The organism is Actinoplanes sp. NPDC089786 (assembly GCF_040684855.1).
In the GTDB taxonomy this organism is placed as follows: Bacteria; Actinomycetota; Actinomycetes; order Mycobacteriales; family Micromonosporaceae; genus Actinoplanes.
The window spans coordinates 266,998-292,665 of sequence record NZ_JBFBGU010000004.1; the positions used below are offsets into that span (position 1 = coordinate 266,998).

General features: G+C 72.7%; 19 protein-coding genes. 8 read left to right on the forward strand and 11 right to left on the reverse strand.

Annotated features, from left to right (window positions below; translation table 11 throughout):
- Positions 1-2: 2 nt before the first annotated feature.
- Positions 3-572, forward strand: coding sequence for a TetR family transcriptional regulator (locus tag AB0O15_RS17665; protein WP_364319502.1), 570 nt, complete (start codon positions 3-5; stop codon positions 570-572).
- Positions 573-618: 46 nt separating this feature from the next.
- Here the strand turns inward: AB0O15_RS17665 and AB0O15_RS17670 are convergent, their stop codons facing one another.
- Entirely contained in the window at positions 619-1,344 is a 726-nt protein-coding gene (locus tag AB0O15_RS17670) for a dienelactone hydrolase family protein (protein ID WP_364319504.1), read from the reverse strand.
- A gap of 132 nt (positions 1,345-1,476) precedes the next feature.
- Between AB0O15_RS17670 and AB0O15_RS17675 the strand changes: the two genes are divergently transcribed.
- Entirely contained in the window at positions 1,477-1,758 is a 282-nt protein-coding gene (locus tag AB0O15_RS17675) for a hypothetical protein (protein WP_364319506.1), read from the forward strand.
- A gap of 65 nt (positions 1,759-1,823) precedes the next feature.
- On the opposite strand, the gene AB0O15_RS17680 is transcribed toward AB0O15_RS17675, so the two are convergent.
- A complete protein-coding gene (locus AB0O15_RS17680; protein ID WP_364319508.1) occupies positions 1,824-2,816 on the reverse strand; it encodes a LacI family DNA-binding transcriptional regulator in 993 nt (330 codons plus the stop codon).
- Positions 2,817-2,846: 30 nt separating this feature from the next.
- Here AB0O15_RS17680 and AB0O15_RS17685 point away from each other — a divergent pair, with 30 nt between their 5' ends.
- A complete protein-coding gene (locus tag AB0O15_RS17685) occupies positions 2,847-4,109 on the forward strand; it encodes an MFS transporter (RefSeq protein ID WP_364319510.1) in 1,263 nt (420 codons plus the stop codon).
- 138 nt (positions 4,110-4,247) lie between these two features.
- Positions 4,248-6,038 (forward strand): translation factor GTPase family protein, encoded by a 1,791-nt coding sequence (locus AB0O15_RS17690; protein ID WP_364319512.1) that lies wholly within the window; start codon positions 4,248-4,250, stop codon positions 6,036-6,038.
- A 90-nt stretch (positions 6,039-6,128) separates the two neighbouring features.
- Here the strand turns inward: AB0O15_RS17690 and AB0O15_RS17695 are convergent, their stop codons facing one another.
- From AB0O15_RS17695 to AB0O15_RS17710, 4 genes are all read right to left on the reverse strand, one after another.
- The gene (locus AB0O15_RS17695; protein ID WP_364319514.1) at positions 6,129-6,485 is read right to left on the reverse strand and encodes a hypothetical protein; all 357 of its coding nucleotides are present in this window, start codon (positions 6,483-6,485) and stop codon (positions 6,129-6,131) included.
- 94 nt (positions 6,486-6,579) lie between these two features.
- Positions 6,580-7,482: a carbohydrate ABC transporter permease gene (locus AB0O15_RS17700; RefSeq protein WP_364319516.1), complete on the reverse strand. Its 903-nt coding sequence runs from the start codon at positions 7,480-7,482 to the stop codon at positions 6,580-6,582.
- 1 nt (position 7,483) lies between these two features.
- Positions 7,484-8,404 (reverse strand): sugar ABC transporter permease, encoded by a 921-nt coding sequence (locus tag AB0O15_RS17705; protein WP_364319518.1) that lies wholly within the window; start codon positions 8,402-8,404, stop codon positions 7,484-7,486.
- Entirely contained in the window at positions 8,401-9,699 is a 1,299-nt protein-coding gene (locus AB0O15_RS17710; RefSeq protein ID WP_364319520.1) for an extracellular solute-binding protein, read from the reverse strand. Before AB0O15_RS17710 ends, AB0O15_RS17705 begins: the two co-directional genes overlap by 4 nt.
- A gap of 328 nt (positions 9,700-10,027) precedes the next feature.
- Here AB0O15_RS17710 and AB0O15_RS17715 point away from each other — a divergent pair, with 328 nt between their 5' ends.
- The 3 genes from AB0O15_RS17715 to AB0O15_RS17725 all read left to right on the forward strand — a co-directional run bounded on the left by AB0O15_RS17715 (position 10,028) and on the right by AB0O15_RS17725 (position 14,725).
- Positions 10,028-12,370, forward strand: coding sequence for a glycoside hydrolase family 3 N-terminal domain-containing protein (locus tag AB0O15_RS17715; RefSeq protein ID WP_364319522.1), 2,343 nt, complete (start codon positions 10,028-10,030; stop codon positions 12,368-12,370).
- A gap of 2 nt (positions 12,371-12,372) precedes the next feature.
- Positions 12,373-13,392 carry a substrate-binding domain-containing protein gene (locus tag AB0O15_RS17720; RefSeq protein ID WP_364319747.1) on the forward strand — a complete coding sequence of 340 codons (1,020 nt, stop codon included), beginning with the start codon at positions 12,373-12,375 and terminating at the stop codon, positions 13,390-13,392.
- Positions 13,393-13,492: 100 nt separating this feature from the next.
- The gene (locus tag AB0O15_RS17725; RefSeq protein WP_364319524.1) at positions 13,493-14,725 is read left to right on the forward strand and encodes a family 16 glycosylhydrolase; all 1,233 of its coding nucleotides are present in this window, start codon (positions 13,493-13,495) and stop codon (positions 14,723-14,725) included.
- Between the two features lie 67 nt (positions 14,726-14,792).
- On the opposite strand, the gene AB0O15_RS17730 is transcribed toward AB0O15_RS17725, so the two are convergent.
- Together AB0O15_RS17730 and AB0O15_RS17735 are read right to left on the reverse strand one after the other, a co-directional pair.
- Positions 14,793-17,738, reverse strand: a complete 2,946-nt coding sequence (locus AB0O15_RS17730; protein WP_364319526.1) for an FtsX-like permease family protein — start codon at positions 17,736-17,738, stop codon at positions 14,793-14,795.
- Positions 17,735-20,740, reverse strand: a complete 3,006-nt coding sequence (locus tag AB0O15_RS17735) for an FtsX-like permease family protein (protein WP_364319748.1) — start codon at positions 20,738-20,740, stop codon at positions 17,735-17,737. The genes AB0O15_RS17730 and AB0O15_RS17735 overlap by 4 nt, the downstream gene beginning before the upstream one ends.
- Before the next feature lie 88 nt (positions 20,741-20,828).
- Between AB0O15_RS17735 and AB0O15_RS17740 the strand changes: the two genes are divergently transcribed.
- Entirely contained in the window at positions 20,829-21,572 is a 744-nt protein-coding gene (locus AB0O15_RS17740) for an alpha/beta hydrolase-fold protein (RefSeq protein ID WP_364319528.1), read from the forward strand.
- Positions 21,573-21,613: 41 nt separating this feature from the next.
- Here the strand turns inward: AB0O15_RS17740 and AB0O15_RS17745 are convergent, their stop codons facing one another.
- The 3 genes from AB0O15_RS17745 to AB0O15_RS17755 all read right to left on the reverse strand — a co-directional run bounded on the left by AB0O15_RS17745 (position 21,614) and on the right by AB0O15_RS17755 (position 25,655).
- The gene (locus tag AB0O15_RS17745; RefSeq protein ID WP_364319530.1) at positions 21,614-23,803 is read right to left on the reverse strand and encodes a beta-galactosidase; all 2,190 of its coding nucleotides are present in this window, start codon (positions 23,801-23,803) and stop codon (positions 21,614-21,616) included.
- 77 nt (positions 23,804-23,880) lie between these two features.
- Positions 23,881-24,777: a carbohydrate ABC transporter permease gene (locus AB0O15_RS17750; protein WP_364319532.1), complete on the reverse strand. Its 897-nt coding sequence runs from the start codon at positions 24,775-24,777 to the stop codon at positions 23,881-23,883.
- Complete coding sequence (locus tag AB0O15_RS17755; RefSeq protein WP_364319534.1) at positions 24,774-25,655, reverse strand: ABC transporter permease subunit; 882 nt, start codon at positions 25,653-25,655, stop codon at positions 24,774-24,776. Before AB0O15_RS17755 ends, AB0O15_RS17750 begins: the two co-directional genes overlap by 4 nt.
- Positions 25,656-25,668: the final 13 nt, after the last annotated feature.

Genomic DNA, 25,668 nt, shown 5'->3' on the forward strand with positions numbered 1-25,668 from the left:
GCATGCCCAGGAAAGTCGATCATCAGGAGCGGCGGACGCTGATCGCCGACGCCCTCACCCGGCTGGCCGCCGAGCAGGGGCTGGAGGCGGTCAGCCTGCGGCACGTCGCGGCCGAGGCGGGGGTGTCGGCCGGCATGGTGCAGCACTACTTCCGCACCCGGGACGAGATGATGACGTTCGCGATGGAGGTGGTGCGCGACCGCACCCAGGCGCGGGTGAGCGCGGCGGTGGTTGCGCTGGGTGACGATCCGGCGGCTCGAGATCTTCTGCGTACGACGATCGCGGCGCTTCTGCCCCTCGACGACGACGCCCGTGACCTCGGACGGGTGGCGCTGGCCTTCCTGGCCTACACGGCGGTGCGGCCCAGCCTGCGCACTCCCCTGCGGGCCGAAACCGCCCAGCTCACCGAGCATTTCGCCGGGCTGCTGCCCGGCCGGAACGGGGAGGGCGCGGCCGGGCTCGTCGCGATGATGGAGGGGCTGGGCCTCTACCTGCTCGGCGGCCAGCTCACCCCCGAGCAGGCCACCCAGGCGTTGGACGCGCAGCTCGACCTGCTGTTCAGCGACCGCTGAAGCGACCGGCTCAACGACCGGCTCAACGACCGGCTCAGCGACCGGCTCAGCGACCGGTGAAGAAGGACACCGCCTCGGTCAGGGCCAGGTCGGTGAGCACGGGGTCGTGGCGCGGACCGATGTCGCGCATGAAGGCGTGCTCGCCGCCCTGGTAGACGTGCAGTTCCACGTCGTCGAGGCCGGCCGCGTACAGCTCGGACAGGATCTTGAGGCGGGCGTCGGCGGGCACGTGCGGGTCCTGCGAACCGAAGACGACCAGCAGCCGCCCGCGGATGTCGGCCGCGCGGCCCAGCGACCCGGCGTCGGCATCCTGGCCCAGCGCGCCGTTCTGCAGGCCGGTCGGATAGAAGCAGACGGTCGCCCGGACCCGCGGGTCGAAGGCGGCCCGGAACGCCAGATGCCCGCCGATGCAGAAGCCGGTGGCGTACAGGGCGGTCGTGTCGTCCCGGTTCTCCAGGTAGTCGAGCGCGGCCACCCGGTCGGCGTCGAACGAGGCCGCCGTCGTCTCGGCGGCGCCGGCCATCCCCCGCCGCTTGCCCTCGTCGTCGAACTCCAGCGCGACCCCGGCCAGCGAGGTGCGGGGGTAGATCTCCGGAACAACGACCACGAAGCCGTACGCGGCCAGCCGCCGCGCCGTGCGCAAGGTCGACTCGGTCAGCTGGAAGATGTCCGTGTAGAGCACCACCCCGGGCCACGGCCCGTCACCGACCGGCTTGATCACGACCGCGTTGAGGTAGTCGGCGATCCGCACCGACGACGATTGCAGCTTCACGCGGCGACCCTACCGGCAAGAAGCGACCCGGCCGCGGACCCGCGCGCCGTCGGGGTGGCCGGACGCCGGGGCAGCGTTCTCGCCACCACCGGCAAGCCGTCCACGGTCGACAGCCCAACCTAAGATCACCTGATGCTGGTCGAGGTGATCGGGAAACGGGCGCTGCCGGACGACATCGATCGGGATGACGTCGAGGAGCTGCTGGCCGAGGCGCTCGGACCGGACGGAGCGGTGACGGGGGCGGGCACGTGGCCGGGCGGCTGGCATCTCGACGTCGAGGTCGACGATGACGCGGGGCCGTTCCCGCCGGTGCTGACCCGGCTGGCGGCCGCGCTGGTCGGCCGTGATCTCGGGTGGGTCGAGCTGCGGCCGGAGCAGGCCGATGACGCCCGGCCGGCCGACGAGCTGATCTAAGGCCGCCGGCCTGACTGGATGAGCGAGCCGCGGTCGGGGCCTGGTCGGGGCAGCCGGCACAGGCGTCAGATCGCGGTCGAGGCGCGGCGGACGACGCTCCAGGAGTCGCGGTGGTCGGGGGCGGGTTCGCCCAGGGCGGCCAGCGCGCACGCCGCGCCCTGCTCCCGCAAGGACTGGGCGACCGTGGTCAGGTCGTGGTCGCGGGCGATGGCCGAGTCGTCCCAGCCGCTGACGCGCAGCGGCCGGGCGGCCAGGGCCAGGCGGTCGCCCATGGCGGCCACCGCGTCGATGTCGGGGGCGGCGGCGAGCAGGCTTCGCATGACCGTGCGGGCCTCGCCGTCGTCGTTGGTGCGGCACACCCCGACCGGCACGGCCGACCAGTCGATGCCCAGCTCCGTGGCGGCGTCGCGGTAGCCGGCCAGGCGGTCGCGGGTCACCGGGAAGGCCACGCCGGCCGGGTCGACCCCGTCGCGCACGAAGGCCTCGCGGCGGCGGTCGACCGGGAAGCTGAGCACGGCGGGGCGGCGGGCGCCGGCGAACACCTCGAGGCCGACCGCGTGGGCGGCCCGGCGGTTGTCGATGCCGATCAGGGTGGTGCCGGCGCGTTCGGGGCCGCCGTGCACGACGACGGGGCGGCGGGTGCCGCAGGCCGCGTCGAGCACCGGGTCGTCGGCGGTGGTGGTCCAGACGACGTAGGCGTCCACCGCGGCCGCGGTGACCCGGTCGCCGTCGCCGGTGATGGCCGGGACGATGAGCAGCCCGTACCCCCGGTCGGCGCAGACCTCGGCCACCCCGGCGAGGAAGAGGACCGCCTGCGGGTCGTCGAAGGCGTAGGTCAGATGCTCCCCGAGGACGACGCCGAGCGTGCGCGTCGCGCCGTAGCGCAGGGACCGGGCGCTGGGGTCCGGCCCGGAGTATCCCAGGTCGGAGGCCGCGCGCAGCACCTTGGCCCGGCTCTCGGCCGAGACCCGCTGTGGCTGGTTGTAGGTGTACGACACGGTCATCGGCGACACCCCGGCCGCGCGGGCCACGTCGGTCATCGTCACTCGCCGTTGCATTCGGCCATGGTATCTGTGTAGCGTTACACAATGCGTACCGCCACCGCGTCCTACCTGGCGGCGGCCGCCTTCGGGGCGTTCTGGGGCACCTGGGGGTCGGCCGTTCCCGCCATCCGCGACCAGGCCGGGCTCGACGACGCCGGGCTCGGCACCGCGCTGCTGTTCATCAGCGCCGGGGCGTTGCCGGCGATGCTGCTGGCCGGGCGGGCGCTCGACCGCTGGGGCCTGCGGTGCAACGCCCTGTTCACCGCCGCGCTCGGCGTGACCGGGCTGGTCGTCGCCCTGACGGCACACTCCCTGGCCGGGCTCTGCGCCGCGCTCACGCTGGTGGGCGTCGCGAGCGGCGCGGCCGACGTCGGCATGAACTCCACCGGCGGCCGGGCCGAACGCGAGTCGGACCGCCCGGTGATCACCCGCTCCGGCGCGGTCTTCTCCTGTGCCGTGGTCGTGTCCAGCCTCGGCACCGGCGGCGCGTTCGCGCTCGGCGCCCCGATCTGGGCGCCGTTCTCGGCCGTACTCGTCATCTCGATCGTGGCCGGCGCCGCCATCAAGCGGACGCTGAGCGACGAGCGGCCGCCGAACAGCGCCACAGCCGCGCGGGTGACGGCGATCGCCCCGCTGATCCTCGTCGGCGTGCTCGGCGCCATCGCCTTCGCCAGCGAGAACGCCCACCAGAGCTGGGGCGCCGTCTTCCTGCAGGACGTCCTGGACACCGGCCCGGGCGTCAGCGCGTTCGCCCCCGCCGCCTTCGCCGCCGTGGTGGCCACGACAAGATTCGCGGTGAGTACGCTCAACCCGGCGCACGCCCGCACGGTGCTGATCCTCGGCGCCCTCGTGGCGGCGACCGGCGCCACCGTGCTCGCGCGGGCGCCGAACGTGCCCGCCGCCCTGGCCGGCCTCGTCCTGGCCGCCGCCGGCACCGCCGCGCTGTTCCCGACCCTGCTCAGCATCGTCTCGCGCAACGTCGCCGAGTCGGCCCGCGGCCGCGCGACCTCGATCGTCACGGTCGTCGCCTACACCGGCTTCCTGCTCGGCCCGGTCTACGTCGGCCTCTGGTCCTCGGCCGCCGGCCTGCGCGGCGCGATGATCGCCGTGGCCGCGCTGGGCGTCGCCCTGGCCGCCCTCACGCTCCCGCTGCTGGCGCTCAGCCGCTATCGAGTCACACTGCGCCCGGATGAGCGGGCCGCAAAGACGAAAACGAACGAGCGAGCCGCCCAGGCAAGAACGGACGAGCCGGCCGCTCAGACGAGAACGAACGAGCGAGCCGCCCGGACGGACACGCCGCCCGGATAAATGGCGTCGCTTCGGCCGGCGGGCCGCGTTAACGTACGCGGATCAGGTTTTGCCATAGCAAGTTTGCGATAGCAAGGAGAAAAAGCATGCGCCACGGTTTCCCGCCCCGGCCCCTGGAAACCGTCGCAAAGGACGCAATTGAGCTTTCTCAACCTTGGCATCGTCGCGCATGTCGACGCCGGTAAGACCAGCCTGACCGAGCGGCTTCTGTACGCCGGCGGGGTCATCGACTCGCTGGGCAGCGTGGACGCCGGCAGCACCCGCACCGACTCGCTCGAGCTCGAGCGCCGCCGCGGCATCACGATCAAGACCGCGGTCGCCTCGTTCCCGCTGCGGGACGTCACCGTCAACCTCATCGACACGCCCGGCCACCCCGACTTCATCGCCGAGGTCGAGCGCGCGCTGCGGGTGCTCGACGGCGCGATCCTGGTCGTGTCCGCGGTCGAGGGGGTGCAGGCACAGACCCGGGTGCTGATGCGTACGCTGCGCCGGCTCCGCGTGCCGACGATCGTCTTCGTCAACAAGATCGACCGCGCCGGCGCCCGTGCCGACGGGCTCCTCCGCGACCTCGCGGCCAAGCTGAGCCCGCGCATCGTCCCGCTCAGCACACCACGTGACCTGGGCACACCGTCGGCCACGGCGCTTCCGGCGCTGCCGTCCGGGCGGATCGTCGAGCTGACCGGCGACGATCAACTGCTGACCTCGTTCGTACGCGACGAGCGCTCCCTCCCGTACCGGAAGATCTTGGCCGAACTGACCCGCCAGAGTGACGTGCAACCGGTCTTCTTCGGGTCGGCGGTGACCGGCGCCGGCGTGGACGCCCTGATCGACGGGCTGGCGACGCTGCTCCCGACGGCCGGCGGCGACCCGGAGGGACCGGTCGGCGGGACCGTCTTCAAGGTGGAACGGGACCCGGCCGGCGCGCGGGTGGCGTACGTGCGGATGTTCTCCGGCACGCTGCACGTCCGCGACCGGCTGCCGGGCGGAACGGTCACCGCGATCGAGGGCCGGGACACGCTGCCGGCCGGCGAGATCGGCCGGGTGCACGGGCTGCGCGACGTCCGCATCGGCTCCTTCCCGCCCAGCGCCGACGCCCAGCTGTTCGCCCCGCCCACGCTCTCGACGGTGGTGGTGCCGAAGGACCCGGCCGACCGGCACGCGCTGCACACCGCGCTCACCGAACTGGCCGAGCAGGACCCGCTGATCGGCCTGCGCCGGGACGACGAGATCGCGGTCTCGCTCTACGGCGAGGTGCAGAAGGAGGTCATCGAGACCACCCTGGCCGAGCAGTACGGCATCCCGGTGACGTTCCGCGAGACCCGCACGATCCACATCGAACGCCCGGCCGGCACCGGCGGCGCCGGCGCCACGCTCGGCGAGTACTTCATGGCCGCGCTCACCCTGGAGGTGTCACCGGGCGCCGGCGTCGAGTTCGAGCTGGACGTGCCGATCGAACAGGTGCCGATCCACGTCTTCCGGACGGCGGAGTTCTTCCGCGAGGCCCTGGAATCGGCGGTACGCACCACGCTGGCCCGCGGCCCGCACGGCTGGCCGGTCACCGACATCCGCGTGCACGTGACCCGCACCGGCTTCCGGTCGCCGGCCACGACCGCCGCCGACTTCCGCAAGCTGATGCCGATCGTGCTGACCTCGGCCCTGCGCCGGGCCGGCACCACGGTCTGCGAGCCGATCCACCGCTTCCGGCTCGACGGCCCGGTCACCACGCTCGGCGCCACGCTGGCCGCGCTCGGTCGCCTGGGCGCGGCCCCCGAGTCGTCCGAGGCCGGCCCGGCCGAGTACGTCATCCGCGGCCGCGTCCCCGCGGCCCGGCTACGTGCCCTGGAGCAGGCGATCCCCGCCCTGACCCACGGCGAAGGCGTCCTGGAGAGCACCTTCGACAGCTACCGCCCGGTTGCCGGCCGGCCGTGAGGCGCACCTACGCGGCCGGCGCCGGCCTCGACCCTCGACTGGTCCTGGCCTGCGCCGTCGTCGAGCTGGCCCACCTGAGCGACGGCTGAGTCACTGCCCGAACGTGTAGCGCAGGTTCGCGTTGATCAGCTCGTTGAGCCGCTTGCGCAGATGTCCGAGCAGCGCTGCGTCGGGCAGCGGCTCGTCGACCAGCAGCGTCCACCGCAGCCGGCTCCCGGCCCCGTCGGCGGCCAGGTCGAACCGGATCCGCGCGTCGGGCCGCTTCACCCACAGCGACGACCAGACCAGACGAGCGGGCGGCGCGCTGTCGAGCACGGCCGGCGCCTGTTCGTCATCCAGCAGCACCAGCCAGGGCCGGGCCGGATCACGATCGGGCCCGGCCAGCGCCTCGAAGACGACATGCGGCGGAGCGGGCTGACTCCGCTCCCGGCTCCCGGCTTCGCGCACGCCCTCAGAATAGGGGGCCCCGGCGACCGGCCGGCGGTGGCTGAACGCGGAACGGCCGCCGGGGATCGCCCGGCGGCCGTCGCGTGCGGAGGTGCTACTTGCCGAAGCCGGCGGTGAGGCCGCTGAGGAGCTGGCGGCGGCCGACGGCGTAGAGGATCAGGATCGGCATGGTGGTCAGGACCACCGAGGCGAGGACGGCGGGCACGTTGACGCCGTACTGGCCCTGGAAGGTCCACAATGCCAGGGGCAGGGTGCGTTGCTCCGGTGCGGTGGTCAGGACCAGCGGGAGCAGGAAGCCGTTCCACGACTGGAGGCCCTGGTAGATGGCCACCGTGACCAGGGCGGGCCGGGTCAGCGGGAACGCCAGGTGCCAGAGGGTGCCCCATTCGGTGGCGCCGTCCATGCGCATGGACTCGAAGAGTTCCTTGGGCACGTCACGGATGAAGTTGGCCAGCACCAGCACCGACAACGGGATGGCGAAGCCGATCGACGGCAGGATGATCGCGCCCAGGGTGTCGTACATCTGGAGCTTGATGATGATCAGGTAGACCGGGATGATCACCGCCTGCAGCGGGATGGCCAGGCCCATCAGGAACAGCGAGTTGCTCAGCCGCAGGAAGCGGCTGTTGGCCTGGGCGCGGATGATCGCGTACGCGGCCATGAACGAGAACAGCACCGCCGGCACCACCGTGCCGACCGCGACGGCCACGCTGTTGCCGAAGTAGCGGATGAAGTCCGACTCGATGACCAGCTTGTAGTTGTCGAGTGTCGGGTCCGCGGGCGGGGCGAACGGGTTGGTGTCGAAGAAGTTGCCCTGCGTCTTGAAGCTGGTGATGAAGATCCAGTAGATCGGGATCATCACGATCAGCAGCCAGACCCAGGACAGTGATCCGCCCAGCCAGTTGACGCCACGGAAGCCGCGCCGGCGGGCCGGCGGGTGCTCGTCCGTGCCGTTCGCCCGGACCTGGCCGGGCGGGGTGCTAGTCACGGTCGCCACGTCAGACTCCTTCCAGCTGGCTGGCACTGGAGTCGCGGCCGCCGAGCCGGCGCAGCAGCAGCGCGAGGCCGAGGCCGACGAGGACCAGGATGACCGCGATCCCGCTGGCCGGGCCCATCAGGTTGGCCTGGAAGCCACGCGCGTACATGTCCACCGCCAGCACCCGGGTGGCGTCACCGGGGCCGCCCGCGGTCAGGACGAAGATCAGGTCGAAGAAGGTCAGCGAGCCGACCGCCATCAGCGTCGACGACGTGATGATCGTGTACTTGAGCTGCGGCAGGGTGATGTTGAAGAACTGCCGGAACCGGCCCGCCCCGTCGATCTGCGCCGCCTCGTACAGGGAGACCGGGATCTGCCGGACGCCGCCCTGGTAGATCAGCGAGTGGAACGGGATGAACTGCCAGGACACCACGAAGACGACCACGCCGAGGGCCAGGTTGCCCTCGCCCAGCCAGTCCTGGACCAGGAAGTCGATGCCCAGACCGGCGCCCAGCCCGAAGTTGGGGTCGAGCAGCGCCTTGAAGGTGATCGCCAGCGCGGCCGAGCTGAGCAGCAGCGGGATGAAGAAGAGCACCGCGAGCAGACCGCGGTAGCGCTGCTTGCCGGCCAGGAACGTGCCCAGCAGGATGCTCATCGGGGTCTGGAACAGCCACGACAGCGCCATGATCTGGAAGGTGACCCAGAGCGCGTGCGGCAGGCCGGGGTCGCCGATCACCGCGCGCCAGCTGGTCAGGCCGGACGGGGTGATCGCACCGAGCTGGTCCCACGTGGTGAAGCTCAGCGCCAGCACGCCGATCAGCGGCACCACGCCGAACGTGACGAACGCGAGCAGCGCGGGTACGACCATCCAGGCGACAGCGCCGGTGCGCCCGCCGCCGACAGGGGCGGCGGGCGTCCGGATGGTGGTCGGAGCGATGGTCACTTGCCGAGCACCGCATTCATGTTCGTCGCGAACTGCTGCGGCGTGATGGACGTCTGGAACAGCTTGGAGATGTTGCTCAGCAGCACCTCGGCGGCCGCCGGGCTGAGCGCCTGGTCCCAGGACTGGCCGAAGAACTTGGCCTTGCTCGACGTGTCGTAGACGAACTTGAGGAACTCGGCGTCGGGCGAGGCGGCGATCAGGCTCTCGGTGCCCTTGACGATCGGCACCGCGCCCGAGTCGATCCAGCCCTTGATCTCGGCGTCGGTGAACTTGCCGGTGGCCAGGAACTTCTTGGCCGACTCCTTCTGCTCCGGGGTGGCCTTGGAGGAGATCGACAGGTACTGGCCCGGGTTGCCGACGGTGTCGCTCGGGTCGCCCTTGCCGCCCTCGACCGGCGGGAAGTTCATCCAGCCGAGCTCGCCCTTCTTGACGAAGTCGCCGCCGTCGTTCTTCATGCCGCCGTAGGTCCAGCCGCCGTGCAGCATCATCGCGGCCCGGCCCTTGTAGAGCAGCGCCTGGTCGGCGTTGGAGTCGGCGGTGATCGAGGAGAAGCCCTTGATGAAGCCCTTGGCGTTGACCAGCTGCTGCACCTTGGTCAGCGCGTCGATCGAGGCCGGGTTGTTCCAGGCGTCCTTCTCACCGTTGTAGATCGCCTCGAACACCTCGGGGCCACCGATCCGGTCGTAGAGGAACTCCAGCCACATCATGTTCGTCCACCGGGACTGGCCGCCGAGCGAGAACGGCGCGATCCCCTTGGAGTTGAACACCCCGACGAGGTTCATGATGTCGCCCCACGACTGCGGCGGCTGCACGCCGGCCGCGTCGAAGACCTTCTTGTTCCAGTACAGGACGATCGGCTGGACGGTCTCGATCGGCAGCGCGTAGATCTTGTCGTTGACCGTGGCCGCCGGGAACGAGGACGGGAAGAGCTTGTCCTTGATCGCCTGGTTCTGGCTCATCCATTCGGTCAGGTCCTCGACCTGGCCGGCGTCGACGTAGCTCTTCAGGCCACCGCCGCCCCAGCCCCAGATCAGCGTCGGGCCCTGACCGGCGCCGATCGCCGCCTTGATCTTGGTCTTGAACGCGTCGTTCTGGAAGCGCTGCTCGACGATCTTGTTGTCGGGGTTGGCCTTGTTGAACTCGGCCACCGCGTTTGCCCGGATGCCCTCCTGCGGCTGCCCGGTGAGGAACCAGAAGGTCGCGGCTTTCTTGTCGCCACCACCGCCGGACGACGTTCCGGGACCCGAGCTGCCGCAGGCCGCGAGGGCTGCGGCGGCCGAGGTGCCCGCGGTCAAGCTGAGGAAGCTGCGGCGTGAAAAGTTGCTGAGGTCCACTGTGATCTCCGTACTCACTGCCACGCGAGGGACGCGGCGGGCCGGTCATCGGAAAGGTCCTTCACTCCTCGATCGAATTCTGCAAGTTCTCTGCAACTTTCGATCGGTGAGCGCAAGTTAACGTGAGATTTCGTTAACGTAGGATTTCGAAATCCCGCTGTCAAGGGTCTTGCTGGAGTGGTTATTAACGCGCGACAGTGGCATCTACGGCGTCGCTTGCCGGAAGTCCTCCGAAAGTTTCGGAGCACCGGCGCGCCCCCAACGCCGCGTGAACGAAGGAGAAACCACCGTGCCGGACCCCACCCGCCCATGGCAGGACGAGTCACTGTCCCCCACGGCGCGAGCCGACGCTCTTCTGGCCGCGATGACGCTCGAGGAGAAGGTGGCACAGCTCGGTTCCCGCTGGATCGGCCACGAGGTGGACGGGTCCGGAAGTCCCGACGCCGAGGGCGACGTCGCCCCGATGATGGACGTCTTCGCGGCCTCGGGGCGGGTCCCGCTCGCCGACGCGGCCCGGCACGGCCTCGGCCAGCTCACCCGGGTGTACGGGAGCAAGCCGCTGACCGCCGCCGAGGGCGCCGCCGAGGCGGTACGCCAGCACAAGGTCGTCCTGGAGCGGTCGCGGCTGGGTGTGCCGGCCATGCTGCACGAGGAATGTCTGACCGGCTTCACCAGCTACGGCGCCACGGTCTACCCGGCCGCGATCGCCTGGGGCGCCACCTTCGACCCCGACCTGATCGAGCGGATGGCCGCGGCGATCGGGCGCGACATGGCCGCGGTGGGCGTACACCAGGGATTGTCACCGGTTCTGGACGTGGTCCGGGACTATCGCTGGGGGCGGGTCGAGGAGACCATCGGCGAGGACCCCTACCTGGTGGCGACGGTCGGGGCGGCGTACGTCCGCGGCCTGCAGAGCGCCGGCGTGATCGCCACGCTGAAGCACTTCGCGGGCTACTCCGCCTCACGCGGCGCCCGCAACCACGGGCCGGTGCCGATGGGCCGGCGTGAGCTGATGGACGTCATCCTGCCGACCTTCGAGGCGGCGATCGAGGCCGGCGCCCGCTCGGTGATGGCCGCCTACAACGAGATCGACGGCGTGCCCACCAGCGGCGACTCCTGGCTGCTGACCGACCTGCTGCGGGACGAGTGGGGCTTCACCGGTACGGTCGTCTCGGACTACTGGTCGGTGCCGTTCCTGACCATGTCCCACAAGGTCACCGAGGACTTCGGCGGGGCCGGGGCGCTGGGGCTGGCCGCGGGCATCGACGTGGAGCTGCCGGACACCCTCGCCTTCGGCGCCGAGCTGGTCGAGAAGGTACGCCGGGGCGAGGTGCCCGAGGCGCTGGTCGACCGGGCCGCCCACCGGCTGCTCACCCAGAAGGCCGAGCTGGGGCTGCTCGACGCCGGCTGGACGCCGGAACGATCCGTGGAACTCGCCGCCGACGTCGACCTGGACGCGCCGGCCAACCGGGAACTGGCCCGCGAGCTGGCCGAACGCTCGATCGTGCTGCTCGAGCCGGGCGCCCACCTGCCGCTGCGGGACACCGGGCGGATCGCGGTGGTCGGCCCGTGCGCGGCCGACCCGCGAACCTTCATGGGCTGCTACGCGTTCCCCAACCACGTGCTGCCGCACCACCCCGGTCACGGGCTCGGCATCGACGTGCCGACCGCGCTCGATTCGGTACGCAAGGAGCTGCCGCAGGCCGATGTCAGTTATGCGGCGGGCTGCCAGGTCACCGGCGATGACCGGACCGGATTCGCCGAGGCCGTGGCCAACGCCCGGGACGCGGACGTGTGCGTGGCGTTCGTCGGCGACCTGGCCGGGCTGTTCGGCCAGGGCACCTCGGGCGAAGGCTGCGACGCCGCCGACCTGACCCTGCCGGGCGTGCAGCAGGAGCTGCTGGACGCGCTGCTGGCGACCGGCACGCCGGTGATCGTGGTGATGGTGTCCGGGCGGCCGTACGCGCTGGGCCACGTGCACGGGCGCGCGGCCGGGCTGGTGCAGGCGTTCATGCCCGGCGAGGAGGGCGGCTCGGCGCTGGCCGGGGTGCTCAGCGGGCGGGTGCAGCCGAGCGGCAAGCTGCCGGTGCAGATCCCGCGCGACGCGGGCGGGCAGCCGGGCACGTACCTCCAGCCGCCGCTGGGCGCCGAGGACTTCGGGATCACCAGCCTCGACGCGGCGCCGCTGTTCCCGTTCGGGCACGGACTCTCGTACACCACCTTCGCGGTCGAGGATCTGCGCCTGAGCGACAAGGAGGTGCCGACCGACGGTGAGTTCGCGGTCACCGTGCGCGTGACCAACACCGGCGAGCGGCCCGGCCACGAGGTGGTGCAGCTCTACCTGCGCGATCCGGTGGCCCAGGTGACCCGGCCGGTACGCCAGCTGATCGGCTTCGCCCGGGTGGCGCTGGCCGCCGGGCAGAGCCGCGACGTCACGTTCCGGGTGCACGCCGACCGGACCGCCTTCACCGGGCGCGACCTGACCCGCGTCGTCGAGCCCGGCGACATCGACGTGCTGGCCGGCACCTCGGCCGGTGACCTGCCCTGCCGCGGCACGGTCCGGCTCACCGGCGCGCTCCGCACGGTCGGGACCGGCCGCCGGCTGACCACGCCGGTCGAGGTGGGCGAGTGACCATGTCGGCGCCCACCCAACGCAGGAGCACCACGCTGGCCATGGTCGCCGAGTCGGCGGGCGTGTCCGTGGCGACCGTGTCCCGGGTTCTGAACGGGCGGGGCGACGTCGGCGCGGCCACCCGGGAGCGGGTGGAGAAGCTGCTGCGGCAGCACGAGTACCGGGGGCGGAAACGCTCACCGGTACGCCGCAGCCCGGCCACCGCGCGCCTGGAGCTGTTGCTGCCCGATCCGCTCACGGCGTACTCGATAGAGATCCTCAACGGCGTGCGGGACGTCGGGGTGCCGATGGTGGCCGGTGGTTTCCCGGACGCCGCCATCCCGGCCGGCCTGTGGGCGCGCGACCTCGTGGCGGCCGGGCGGGAAGCGGTCATCGCGGTGGTCAGCGACCTCGCCGACGAGTACTACCAGGCGCTCGTCCGGGCCGACCTGCCGCTGGTGATGGCCGACCCGGGCCGGGTGCCGCGGCCGGAGGTGGCCAGCGTCGGCGCGACCAACTTCGCCGGGGGCATGGCGGCGGCGCACCATCTGCTCGGTCTGGGGCATCGGCGGATCGCGTACGTCGGCGGCCCGCCCGCCGCGGCCCACAACCAGGCCCGGCTGCACGGGATGCGCGCGGCGCTGGAGGCCGCGGGCTGTCCCCCGCCGCCGTCCTTCGTGAAGCAGGGGACGTTCACCCACGAGCACGGCCTGGTCGCCGGGTCGGCGCTGCTGACCATGCCCGAGCCGCCGACGGCGGTCTTCGCGGCCAGCGACGAGTCGGCCTCCGGGGTGATCGAGGCGGCCCGTGGGCTGGGCCGGCGGGTGCCCGAGGACCTCAGCGTGGTCGGGTTCGACGACACCCAGGTGGCCCGTTTCTCGTCGCCGCCGATGACCACGATCCGGCAGCCGCTGCGCGAGATGGGCCGGGTGGCGGCACGGACGGCCCTGCGCCTGGCGGCCGACGAACACCCGGACTCCTTCCACATCGAACTGGCCACCGAGCTGGTCGTCCGGCGGTCGACCGCGGCGCTGCGGGGGTGACCGCCGGGCGGGCGGGCGGAACCGCTCCCGGCTTGACGGACCCGGGGTGACTGTTAACACTGTTACTCGTTTCAACCCTCTCCCCGGAGGTCATCCCCCCATGCGTAGATCAAGGTTCCTCATCGCGGCGGCCGCCGTCGTGGTGTCCCTGAGCGCCGGTCTCACCGTCGCTTCCCGAAGTGATCAGGCCGACGCGGCCGTGGTCTGGAACGAAGACTTCAACGGTGCCGCCGGCGCCGGTGTCGACCAGTCGAAGTGGAACTTCGACACCGGCGGCAGCGGCTTCGGCAACCAGGAGCTGCAGTACTACACCAGCGGCACCAGCAACGTCGCCCAGGACGGCCAGGGCCACCTGGTCATCACGGCACGCAAGGGCAGCGGCGGTCACAACGACTGCTGGAACGGCACCTGCCAGTTCACCTCGGGCCGGATCCAGACCGCCGGCAAGTTCACCCAGCAGTACGGCCACGTCGAGGCCCGCATCCAGGTCCCCAACGGCTCCGGCCTCTGGCCCGCCTTCTGGATGCTCGGCGGCGGCAACTGGCCCACCGACGGCGAGATCGACATCATGGAGGTCGTCGGCCGGGAACCCAACCAGCTGTTCGGCACCCTGCACGGCCCCGGCTACTCCGGCGGCAACTCGTACGGCAACACCCGCAACACCGGAACGCCGTGGCACCAGGCCTTCCACAACTACGCCGTGGACTGGTCACCCAACCTGATCGTCTGGACCGTGGACGGCCAGGAGTTCTTCCGGGCCACCCCCGACTCGCTGCGGGCGGCCAAGGGCAACGTCAACTGGGTCTTCGAGCACCCGTTCTTCATCATCCTCAACCTGGCCGTCGGCGGTAACTTCGGCCAGGGCAACCCGGCCGGCCTGCCCGCCGAGAGCCGGATGCTGATCGACTACGTGCACGTCAGCACGACCAGCACCCCGCCGCCGAGCGGTGGTGGGAGCGGGCTCAAGTCGGCCCTGAGCGCCCGCTGCATCGACATCCCCGGCGCCAACCCGGTCGACGGGGCCAGGCTCCAGACGTACGACTGCAACGGCAGCGCCGCGCAGCAGTGGGCGGCCAACGGCGACGGCACGATGCGGGCCATGGGCAAGTGCATGGACCCGGCCGGCGGGGCGCTCACCAACGGCACCCCGATCCAGCTGGTCACCTGCAACGGCAACCCGGTGCAGCGATTCACCCTGTCCGGCGCCGGCGACCTGGTGAACGTGTCGGCCAACAAGTGCGTCGACGTGAAGGACCGCAACACCGCCAACGGCGCCCAGCTCCAGCTCTGGGACTGCTCCGGCGGCTCCAACCAGAAGTGGGCCCGGGCCTGATCCGCTGAACGACCCGGACGCCGGCCGCCTTCACGCGGCCGGCGTCCGCGCGTTCAGCCGGCGGTTCCTACCGGACCTCGGCGAGCGTGCGGCGGCCGGTCAGCCAGGCCACGGCGGCCAGCGCCCCGCCCGCCACGACCGTGACGATCGCGAGGACCCACGGGCGCGGCCAGCCGGGCAACGGCAGGGGCGGCGGGTCCATGCCGGACAGCGGCAGCGCCCAGCCGGTCAGCCACCAGGTGAGCAGCCCGATCACCAGGCCGGCCAGGACCGCGGCGGCGACCAGCGCCGGGTACGTCAACAGGGTCGCCTGCCGCAACGCCTGCCGGGACAGCCCCTGCGCCCGCAGCGCGGACAGGTCTTCCACCCGGCGGGCGCGGTCGACCGTCCCCGCCAGCACCAGCGCGCCCGCGGCCAGGCCGGCCGCCAGCACCGCGATGACCACGGCGAAGATCAGGGCCAGGGCCGGGCCCTGCCGGTCCAGCGACGCGCGCACGTCGGACGCCCGCTGGTCGCCGGTGACGACCAGGCCGGCCGCGGACAGCCGGTTCAGGATGTCGCCGGGCGCGTCGGCGTTGAGCCACACCTGGGCGCCGCTGCTCGGGCCGCCGTCGGTGGCCAGGCGGTCGGCGTAGTCGAGGTCGACCATCGTGCCGGGCCGGCCCACGCCGGGCAGCGCGTCGAGGTCGGCGACCGGCGCGACCGGGACCGGACGGCCGTCCAGGCCGCGGACCGGGTCGCCGGGGCCGGCGCCGGCCACCACCGCGGGCAGCGTCGCGGGCGTGGACACCGGCTGGAGCAACAGGGAGTCCTGGATCCCGTTGACCGCGGTCAGGTCGATCGTGCCGTCGGGGCGCAGCGCGGCCGGCGAGTTGGCCCGCCAGCCGGCGGCCTGCGGGGCGTTCAGCGTGACCGCGCCGACGATGTCCTTGTTGCCGTCGCCCTCGGAGACGCGGATCGCGTGGATCCGGCACCGGGGCCGGCAGATGTCGACCTCCCGGGAGTACGTGTGGCGTCCCTCGGCCAGGTCGCCGAGCGGCAGCACCTCGTCGCCGAGCGGCGAGCCGACCACGATACCGACGGTCACCAGCTTGTCCGGGTTGAGGCCGGTCGCGGTGAGGTCGACCGACACGGTCGGGCCGTCGGTGACCGGCGGCTCGGGCGCCCGCGGGCGCAGCGCCGTCGCGGCCGTCCGGGCGTCGCCGGCCGGCCAGTTCGCGACCCGGGCCAGGCGGGTGGAGTCGACGGCCAGCCCGGCCGGTTGGCCGGGATCGGTGATCATGCGGATCGCGGCCATCGCGTAGGCGCCGTCCGGGTCGGCCCGGTCGACGGCGGCCAGCAGCGTCTGCCGCCCGACCGCCTGCACCGACACCACGCGGTCGGCGCCGGTGCCGAGGTCGGCCTGCATGATGCGGCCGCGTGCGGCGGCGTCCACCGCGCAGGCCGCGAACCCGGCCACCGAGACCGCGGCGACCAGCAGGGCGAAGATGCGCGCGGCGCCGGGCCGCCGGGACAGCTGGAAGCCGGCCAGCGCCGCCCCGGGACGGCCACGGCCGAGGGCCCGGGCCGCGAACCGGGTGACCGTCGGCAGCACGGCCCGGGCGGCGAGCTGGGACAGCGCGATCGCGACCAGCGCGCTGGCGAACGTACCCACGCCGGTCAGGGTGCCGCCGGTGACGAAGAGCTGAACCGCCGCGATCACCGCGATCACCGCGACGCCGGCCTGCAGGGCGATCGCGCCGAAGGCGCGCCGCACCACCGGCGCGCGGCGCAGCAGCTCGGTGACCGGGCTGAGCAGCTGGCGCCTTTCCGCCAGCAGCGCCGTGATCAGCGCGGCGAGCGCGGCGAGGGGCGCCCAGCGCAGCGAGTCGAGGCCGGCGTCGGCGCCCACGCCGGGGAACCGGACCGCGGCGATGGCGTTCACCAGCAGCTGCCCGGCGACGCACCCGGCGACCGCGCCGATCAGGACGGCCACCAGGTTCTCGCCGGTGGCCAGCCACCAGCGCTGGCCCCAGCGGGCGCCGCGGAGCGCGACCACGGCCAGCTCGGGGCGGCGGCCCTCGGTGCCGTAGCCGACCGCGAGGAAGATGGTCAGGCAGCTGAGCAGGATCAGCGCCACCGCGGGCACCGGGACGATCAGGTGGGCGGCCCGCCGGCCCTGATCGATCCGGGCCAGCAGGTCGGGGATGCCGGTCTCCAGCGTGATGCCCTCGCCGAGGCCCTGGACCTGGGCCCGCAGCGCGCCCACCGCGGTGTTCAGGGCGGGCAGCCGGTCGACCGCCAGCGCGTCCGGGCCGGCGATCCCGTCCACGGAGAGCTGGGTGACGCCGTGGTCCATCCCCTTCAGCGTCGCGTCCAGCGCGAACATCGGCTCGTCGGGCGCGCCGAAGTAGGTGGCGAAGTACGGGTTGCCGCCCCAGTAGGCGTCCTGCGGCCGGGGCACCCGGTAGACGCCGGCCACCAGCAGCGGCTTGGCGGCGCCGTTGGCCTTCCAGTAGGTGTCCCCGGGCTCGTGGACCAGCACCGCGAACGCCATGTCGATCGACTGGCCGACCTTCAGGTCGAGCCGCTTCGCGGTGGCCGCGCCGATCACCACGTCACCCTCGCCGGACAGGCAGCGGCCCGCGACGATCTCGAGATGCTCGCAGACGTTCTGGCGGTAGACGAACTGGGTGCGCCGGGTGATGTCCGGGTCGACGCCGAGGGCCGGGTACTCGGCCGCCGACACGTACGAGAACCCGGGCAGCCCGAGCAGCGCGCCGCGGGTGTCCTCCAGATTCTGCGGGCGGGACTGCCCGACCAGCGCGCGCTGGTCGGGTTCGGACTGGGTGAGCGTGAACGTCTTCATGGCGCCCGGCGCGACCTCGACCTGCCCGGCGGCGACGGCCCGGTCGGTGGCCCGCAGCCAGGCCGGCGCGGCCACCGCGGCGGCGACCCCGAGCAGGGTGAGCAGGGCGACGGTGAGAGCCTGGCCGCGCCGGCTCCACAGCATGGCCAGGACGAGCGCGATCATCGCCGTCCCCGCGGCTCGGAGCGCACCTTGCGGGCCAAGGGCCGGGCGGCGAGCACACCGGTGACGGCCAGGGTGGCCGCCGCGGCCAGCGCGGCCAGGCCCAGGGCGGCCGGGCCGAGCGGGCCCGGCGGTGGCACCACCCGCCAGCCGTCGCCGAAGGGTGGCGCGGTCAGGTCGGTGATCGGCACCGCCAGGGTGGCGGCGAGCAGGCCGGCGACCAGGCCGGCCACGACCAGCGCGGCGGTGCCCAGGTAGCCGGCGGCGACCGCGCTGGGCTCGGACAGGCCCTGCACGCGGAGCGCGCGCAGCTGGCTCGCGTACGAGTCGCGGTCGGCCGCCGCGGTGATGCCCACCGCCCCGGCCGCCAGCAGCAGCGCGATCACCACGGTCAGCAACCCGAACCGGGCGGCCGCCACGCCACCCTGCGCGGCCAGCTGCTCCTCGCGCTGGGCGATCGTGTGGTCGGCGGTCACGGTCAGGCCGGCCTCGCGCAGCCGGGCCACGATGGTGTCCGGCGCGTCCGGGGCCAGCCACACCTGGAAGGCGCCGACCAGGTTGGCGTCGGCCGCGGTGCGCCGGGCCGCGTCCAGGTCGACCATCATCCCGCCGGTGCCCAGCGCCGGCAGCACCGGCACGTCGGCCACCACGCTGACCGGGTTGTCGCCGGCGCCGAACCGCGGGCTGGCCGCGTCGTCGTAGCGCCACTCCTTCGGCGGCGGCCCGGCCAGCACGACCGGCAGCGGCCGGGGCATCTCGGCCGCGTACACCCGGTCGCCCGCGGCTTGGGTGCCGGCGTCCGGCGCGGTCATCGAGAGCTTGCCGCCGGCCGTGCTCAGTTCGAGCGACACGCCGCTGATGTCGGTGAACCAGCGCTTCACGTCGCCGAGTTGCGCCGCGCCGAAGATCTCTCGATCCGGCCCGAGCTGGCGCAGCCCCTCGATGACGATCGGACCGGGCGTGGGCTTGCCGGTCTCGGTGATCGGCGTGGCCAGCTGGAAGCGGACGAACCGGCAGCCCGGCGCGGTGGCGCAGGCCGGCACCGCGGCGGTCACGGTGTGCTCGCCGCGCGGGATGTTGTCGAACTTGGCCTCCACCGTCGAGCCGTCCTTCTCCTGCTGGAGCGTGACGCTGACCAGCGCGGGCAGTGGCCGGCCGTTGGTCAGCCGCAGCTCCAGCCGGGCGCCGGTGATCAGCGGCAGCGGATCGGCCGGCGTGCCCTCGGCGACGGCGGCGGGCAGCGCGGCGACCGGCCCGAACTCGGTGCGCCAGCGGGCCACCGACGCGAGGCGGGAGCTGTCCACGGCCAGGATGGGCGGGTTGCTGTTGAGGTCGACCAGGACCGCCATCGCCGTACGCCCGTCCGGATCGGCCCGGCGTACGGCGGCGAGGAATTGCGTGGTGCTGCCGGCGCCGACGGTCAGCACCCGGTCGGCGCCCAGCTCGACCCCGGCCCGGGCGCTCCGGTCCTGATCGGCCGCGGCCAGGCTGCCGGCCCCCAGCGCGAGCATCGCCACCGCGGTGGCGACCAGCACGAACACCCGGTCGGCGGCGGGCTGCCGGGACACCTGCACGGCGGCCAGGCCGGCGCGCAGCCGACCCTGGTGGACGGCGAGCCCACCGGCCCAGGCGGTGACCGAGCGCAGCACCCGGGCCAGCACGAGCGCGATGGCCAGGGCGGTCAGGACCGACGCGACCACGCCGAGACCGGTCGGGTTGTCGCCGCTGCGGGCCTGGTAGACCGCCGCGACGGCGAGGGCGATGAGGATCAGGTCGAGGACGTCGGCGGCCCGGCCACGGCGTTTGGTGGAGGCCCGGCGCAGCAACGTGACGATCGGCAGGCGCAGCATGGCCGCGTCCACCAGCACCAGCACCAGCATCGCCACCAGCAGCACGACCAGCGCGGCGCCGAGCGTGCCGAGCAGGGCGAGCCACAGCTCGGAGCGGACCGGGAGGCCGCCGCCCAGCAGCCACCCGGCCAGGAAGCCGACCGGCAGGCCGGCCAGCACGCCCGCGGCCAGGGGTGGCAGGTGCTGGCCGGAGGTCAGCCGCAGCGTGTCGCCGCGGGTGTTGCCGCGCAGCTTGAGCAGGCCGACGTCGTCGCGGCGGGCGGGCAGGGTGGCCCGGCCGGCCAGGCCCAGCGCGATCCAGCCGAGCAGCAGCACCTGGCCGAGCGCGATGAGCAGGCCGGCCAGCACGGCCGTGCGGTCGTCGCGGACCTGCCGTTGCAGGTCCCGGGTCGGGTCGGTGATCGCGATGCCGTCGCCGAGCAGGTCGGGCTTCGCGGCGTTGACCACCGACCGCAGGTCGTAGCCGTTGTCGCCGCGCAGCAGCGGTTCGGGCACGTCGATGTCGGCGGCGAAGACCGGTGTGGCCAGCTGGGGCGCGTCGAAGGTGGCGAGCGCCGTGAAGATCGGGTCGAGGCTGGCCTGGGCCCGGAACTCCGGGTTGGCCCAGTAGGCGCTGGACGGATCGTCGATCTGGTAGATCGCGGTCACCGTGAGGGGCAGCTGCGGGCTGCCGGGCGACTGCCGGACCGGGATCGGGTCGCCGGCCTTCAGTTTGAGCCGCTTGGCCGCGTCGCCGCTGATCGCCGCCTGTCCGGCCGCGGACGGACAGGACCCGCTCAGCCGTACGTGCCGGCAGAAGTCGTCGCGGTAGGCGACCGGCACCGCCGAGGAGGCCGCGCTCGTGGTGTCCGGGCGGTAGACCATCGGCCGGACGGCGCCGAGCAGCGCGGTGGCGCCGGGGATGACCAGCGTGCCGGTGACCGAGCGGCCGAACTCGTCCAGGCCGGCCCGGGCGTTGCCGCTGATCGTGCCCTGCATCCGCGTGGAGAGCACCCGCTGGGCGGCCGGGGCGACGGCCACGTCGGCGGCGGCCACCCGGGAGGCGACGGTGAGCCCGTACCACGGCGCGGCCACGGCGGCGGTGGTCAGCAATCCGGCCAGGACCAGCACCATGAACGACTGGGCGGCGCGCGCTCGTACCGCCCCCAGGATCACCGTGTCCAAGCCCGTCCCCCGTACGCCGCGATCTTTCCAGCCGTGACCGTACTCGCTCGCGCGCGCCCGCGGTGGTAGACACCGGTTCATGCGCCACTACGCGACCGAGTTGACCACGTCCGCCGGAATCCGGGGAACGGTGGCCGTGTACGGCCACTACGGGCGGCCGGTCCTGGTGTTCCCCAGCGAGGGCGGCTATCCGGCCGAGTTCGCCGAGCGGGGCATGGTCGGCGCGGTCGAGCCGCTGATCGAGGCGGGCCGGGTGAAGCTCTACTGTGTCGGGTCGTTCGACGCGGGCACCTGGTCGGCCGGGCACCTGTCCCTGGAGGACCGCGCCCGGGCGCACGGCTTCTACGAGTCGTGGATCCTGGACGCGGTGGTGCCGCACATCGCCGGCGACTCGGCCGGCGCCTCCGAGATCATCACCCTGGGCTGCTCGCTGGGCGCCTTCCACGCGCTGAACTTCGCCTTCAAGCGGGCCGACCTGTTCCCGCTGGCGCTGTGCTTCTCGGGCAACTACGACCCGCGCACCTGGCGCGGCTGGGGCGAGCAGGGCGACGCGCTGTACTTCAACAACCCGGCCGACTACATCGCCAACCTGCACGGCGACCACCTGGAGTGGTTGCGGTCGCGGCTGTCCCTGCTGCTGGTCTGCGGGCAGGGGCAGTGGGAGGACACCACCGGCTCGCTGGAAGCGACGAAGCGGATGGCCGGGCTGCTGGCCGAGAAGGGCATCCGGCACGAGCTCGACCTGTGGGGGCACGACGTGCCGCACGACTGGCCGTCGTGGCGGCGGCAGCTGGCCCACCATCTGCCCCGCTTCGTGCAGTAGGTGCTCGCGGGCGGCCACGGCGGCCATCGGGTTTGAGAAAACTACTCTTTGTGTACGACGACCGCGCCGGCCGCCACCCGGATCCCGGCCACCTCATGCGCCTCGTCCGTGTGGTTGAGCAGCCAGAGCCGGTCGCCGCGCCGGACCGCCTCGACACCGGACGGCAGACCGGGCGCCACGGGCTCGACGCCGGCCTCCGCGCACACCTCGGCCAGCAGGCTGCCGTAGCCGCCGGCCAGCCGGGTCGAGACATACCAGACCGCACCCGCCCCGACCACGTGCCGGGTGATCGCCGGGCCGCCGTCCGGGTAGCGCGCGAGCACCTCGGCCCCGGCGGCGTGCACGGTCTCGCGCCACAGCTCACCCACCCGGCCGTCGTCCAGCGTGACCGTCGCGCCGGCCGGCATCGGATGGAACTCCTCCACCCGCACCCCGAGCAGGCCGCCGCCCAGCCCGCCCGGCCGGATCCGCCCGAATTCATCGGCGCCACCGCTCAGAAAGGTGACCACCAGACGGCCGCCGGCCGCGACCCACGCTTCGAGCCGCTCGACCTGATCGGCGGTCATCAGGTAGCGCATGGGAAGAACCATCATCTTGTACGCGGCTCCGACACCATCGCCGATGACGTCCGCGGTCACGCCGAGCCGCCACAGCTCGCGATGCGCCCGGCGGGCCGCGTCCTCGGCGTCCAGGCCGTCCCGGGGCATTCCCGGCCCCCGCAGCGCGAACGCCGACAGTTCGTCGTACACCACCGCCACCTCGGCGACCACCTGCCCGGCCGCCGCCGGTGCGACCTCCCGCAACCGGGCGCCCAGCGCGACCGCCTCCCGGAAGACCCGGCTCTCCGGCCCGGCATGCGGCACCAGCGCGGAATGGAACCGTTCCGCCCCGCCGCGCGGCGCCCGCCACTGGAAGTACATCGCGCCCGCCGACCCGCGGGCCACCGCGGCGAGCGCCTGCCGTTCCATCCGCCCCGGCTCCTTCACATGCATCCGCCCCGGCGTGTAGATCAGATTCGGCGCCGTCTCCATCAGCAGCCAGCCCTCCCCGCCGCCGCCCCTTTGCTCTGAGCGCGTATGGGCAACACCCGAGCCGGCCGAGCTACCCTGCCGCTCTGAGCGCGTATAGGCACCACCCGAGCCACCCGAGCCGCCCCTTTGCTCTGAGCGCGTAAAGGCAACACCCGAGCCGGCCGAGCTACCCTGCCGCTCTGAGCGCGTATAGGCACCACCCGAACCGGCCGAGCTACCCTGCCGCTCTGAGCGCGTATAGGCACCACCCGAACCGGCCGAGCTACCCTGCCGCTCTGAGCGCGTATAGGCACCACCCGCCGCGCCGCGCGCCCAGCCACGGGCCAGGTCGGCCGCGAACGCCGCCTGGTGTTCCCCCTCCAGCCCGGCGTCGGACGGGTAGTGGTCGATCGCCACGATGTCGACCTCGCGGGCCCAGCGGGCATGGTCGACCGGCACCCAGCCGCCGAGTACGAAGTTGGTGGTGATCGGCACCGCCGGGTTGGCCGCCCGCAGAACCTCGCGCTGCTCCACATAGGCGCCGAGCAGCTCGTCCGAGGTGAAGCGCCGGAAGTCGAGCAGCAGCCCCGGATTGGGCAGGTAGCGCGTGGCGCGCGGCGGCAGGATCTGCTCCCACTCGGTGTAACGCTGGCTCCAGAACGCGGTGCACCACGCGTCGTTCAGGGCGTCCAGCGACCGGTAACGAGCGTTCAGCCAGCGACGGAACGCGGCGGCGGCCAGGTCGCAGTGGCAGGCGGTGGCGTACTCGTTGTGCACGTGCCAGAGGGCGAGGGCCGGGTGGCGGGCATATCGGGTGGCCAGGGCCGACGCGATGTCCCGGGCGGCGGCCCGGTAGGCGGGCGCGCTGGCGCAGTAGGTGTCCCGGCTCCCGTGGCTGAGCCGCGTCCCGTCGGCTTCGACCGTAAGGGACTCGGGAGAACGGAGCGAGAACCACGGCGGCGGCGACGCGGTCGGGGTGGCCAGGACGACGCCGATGTCCGCGTCGGCGAGATGGTCCATCGTCTCGTCGAGCCACGCGAAGTCGTACTCACCGGGACGGGGTTCCAGGGACGACCACGAGAACACACCCACGGTGACGGCCGTGACGCCGGCTTCCCGCATCAGCGCGGCATCCTCCCGGCGGGTGGAAAGCATCAGCGCGGCATCCTCGCGGCGGGTGGAAAGCATCAGCGCGGCATCCTCGCGGCGGGTGGAAAGCATCAGCGGGGCATCCTCCCGGCGCGTGGAAACCGGCCACTGCTCGGGGTTGTAGTCCCCGCCGTACCAGAGCAAAGCCTTCAGCCCTTGACGGCGCCGACGAGCACGCCCCGGGTGAAGTGACGCTGGATGAACGGGTAGACGCAGGCGATCGGCAGTACGGTCACCACGACGACGGCCATCTTCACCGCGAGCGTGGGCGGCAGCGCCGTGCCGGCCGCGACACCCGAGGTCTGTGGCGTCATCCCGGCCAGGATGAAGCTCTGGAGCACCCGCTGGATCGGGAACTTGTTGTTGTCGTCGATGTAGAGCAGCGCCGAGAACCAGACGTTCCAGTAGCCGACCGCGTAGAACAGGCCGACCACCGCGACCACCGCCTTGGACAGCGGCAGCACGATCCGCCACAGGATGCGGAACTCCCCGGCGCCGTCGATCCGCGCGCTGTCCAGCAGTTCGCCGGGCAGGTTCTGGAAGAACGCCCGCACCACGACCAGGTTGAACACGCTGACCGCGCTGGGCAGCACCAGCGACCACAGGCTGTCCTTGAGGCCCAGCCCGGTCACCACCAGGTAGCTCGGGACCATGCCGGGGTAGATCAGGAAGGTCATCAGGAAGTAGAAGAGCAGGAACCGGTGGCCGAGCGTGCCGGGCCGGGACAGGCCGTACGCCGCCAGCACGGTGACCACCAGGCTGACCGCGGTGCCGAGCAGGGTGACGGTCGCGCTGACCGCGAGGGCCCGGGTGATCTGGCCGCCGGCAAAGATGATTTTGTACGCCGACAGGTCGATGCCGCGCGGTACGACGACCAGCCCGCCCGCCGCGGTGATCGTCTCCCGGGACGACAGGCTGGTCACCAGCACCACCCAGAGCGGCAGGACGACGGCCATGACGACGCCGGTCAGCACGGTTCCCTTGGTGGCCTGGCCGGCGACCGTGGGCTTCTCCTGCCAGGCCGGCCTTCTCGTGGTGATGGTCATGAGCGGCGGTACACCCCCGATTCGCCGAGCGCGTGGGCCAGCCGGTTGGCGACCAGGATCAGGATCAGCCCGACGGCCGCCTTGAAGAGCCCGGCCGCCGCGCCCAGCCCGTAGTCGGCCGTGACGATGGACTGGTGGTAGACGAACGTGTCGAGCACCTCGGCGGCCTGCCGCCCGACCGCGTCCCGCTGGAGCAGGAACTGTTCGAAGCCGACGGTCAGGGCGTCGCCGAGCCGCAGGATCAGCAGCAGCACGATGACCGGCCGCAGCCCGGGCAGCGTGATGTGCCACATCCGGCGCCACCGGCCGGCGCCGTCGACCGCGGACGCCTCGTACAGATCAGTGTCGATCGTGCTCAGCGCGGCCAGGAAGACGATCGTGCCCCAGCCCACGTCCTTCCAGACCGCCTCGGCCGTGACCAGCACGATGAACGTCTGCGGGTTGGACATGATCTCGGGCGGGCTGATCCCGGCGTCCCGCAGCTCCTGGGCCAGCAGCCCGGCGCCGCCGAGCATCTGCACGAAGAACGTCACCACCAGCACCCAGCTGAAGAAGTGCGGCAGGTAGACGACGGTCTGGACGAAGTTGCGGATCCGCGGCGACATGACGCTGTGCAGCACCAGGGCCAGCACGACCGGCAGCGGGAAGAAGAACACCAGCTGGAACGCGGTGATCGACAGCGTGTTGACCACCGCGTCCCAGAACGCCGGGTCGGCGAACAGGATCCGGAAGTTCTCCAGGCCGATGAACGGGCTGCCGGCCAGCGCGGCCAGGGCGCTGTCGCCGGAGTAGGGGTTGTAGTCCTGGAAGGCGACCACGTTGCCGAGCACCGGCAGGTAGTGGAAGACGAGCAGGAGCAGGAATCCCGGCGCGACCATGACCAGGAAGGGC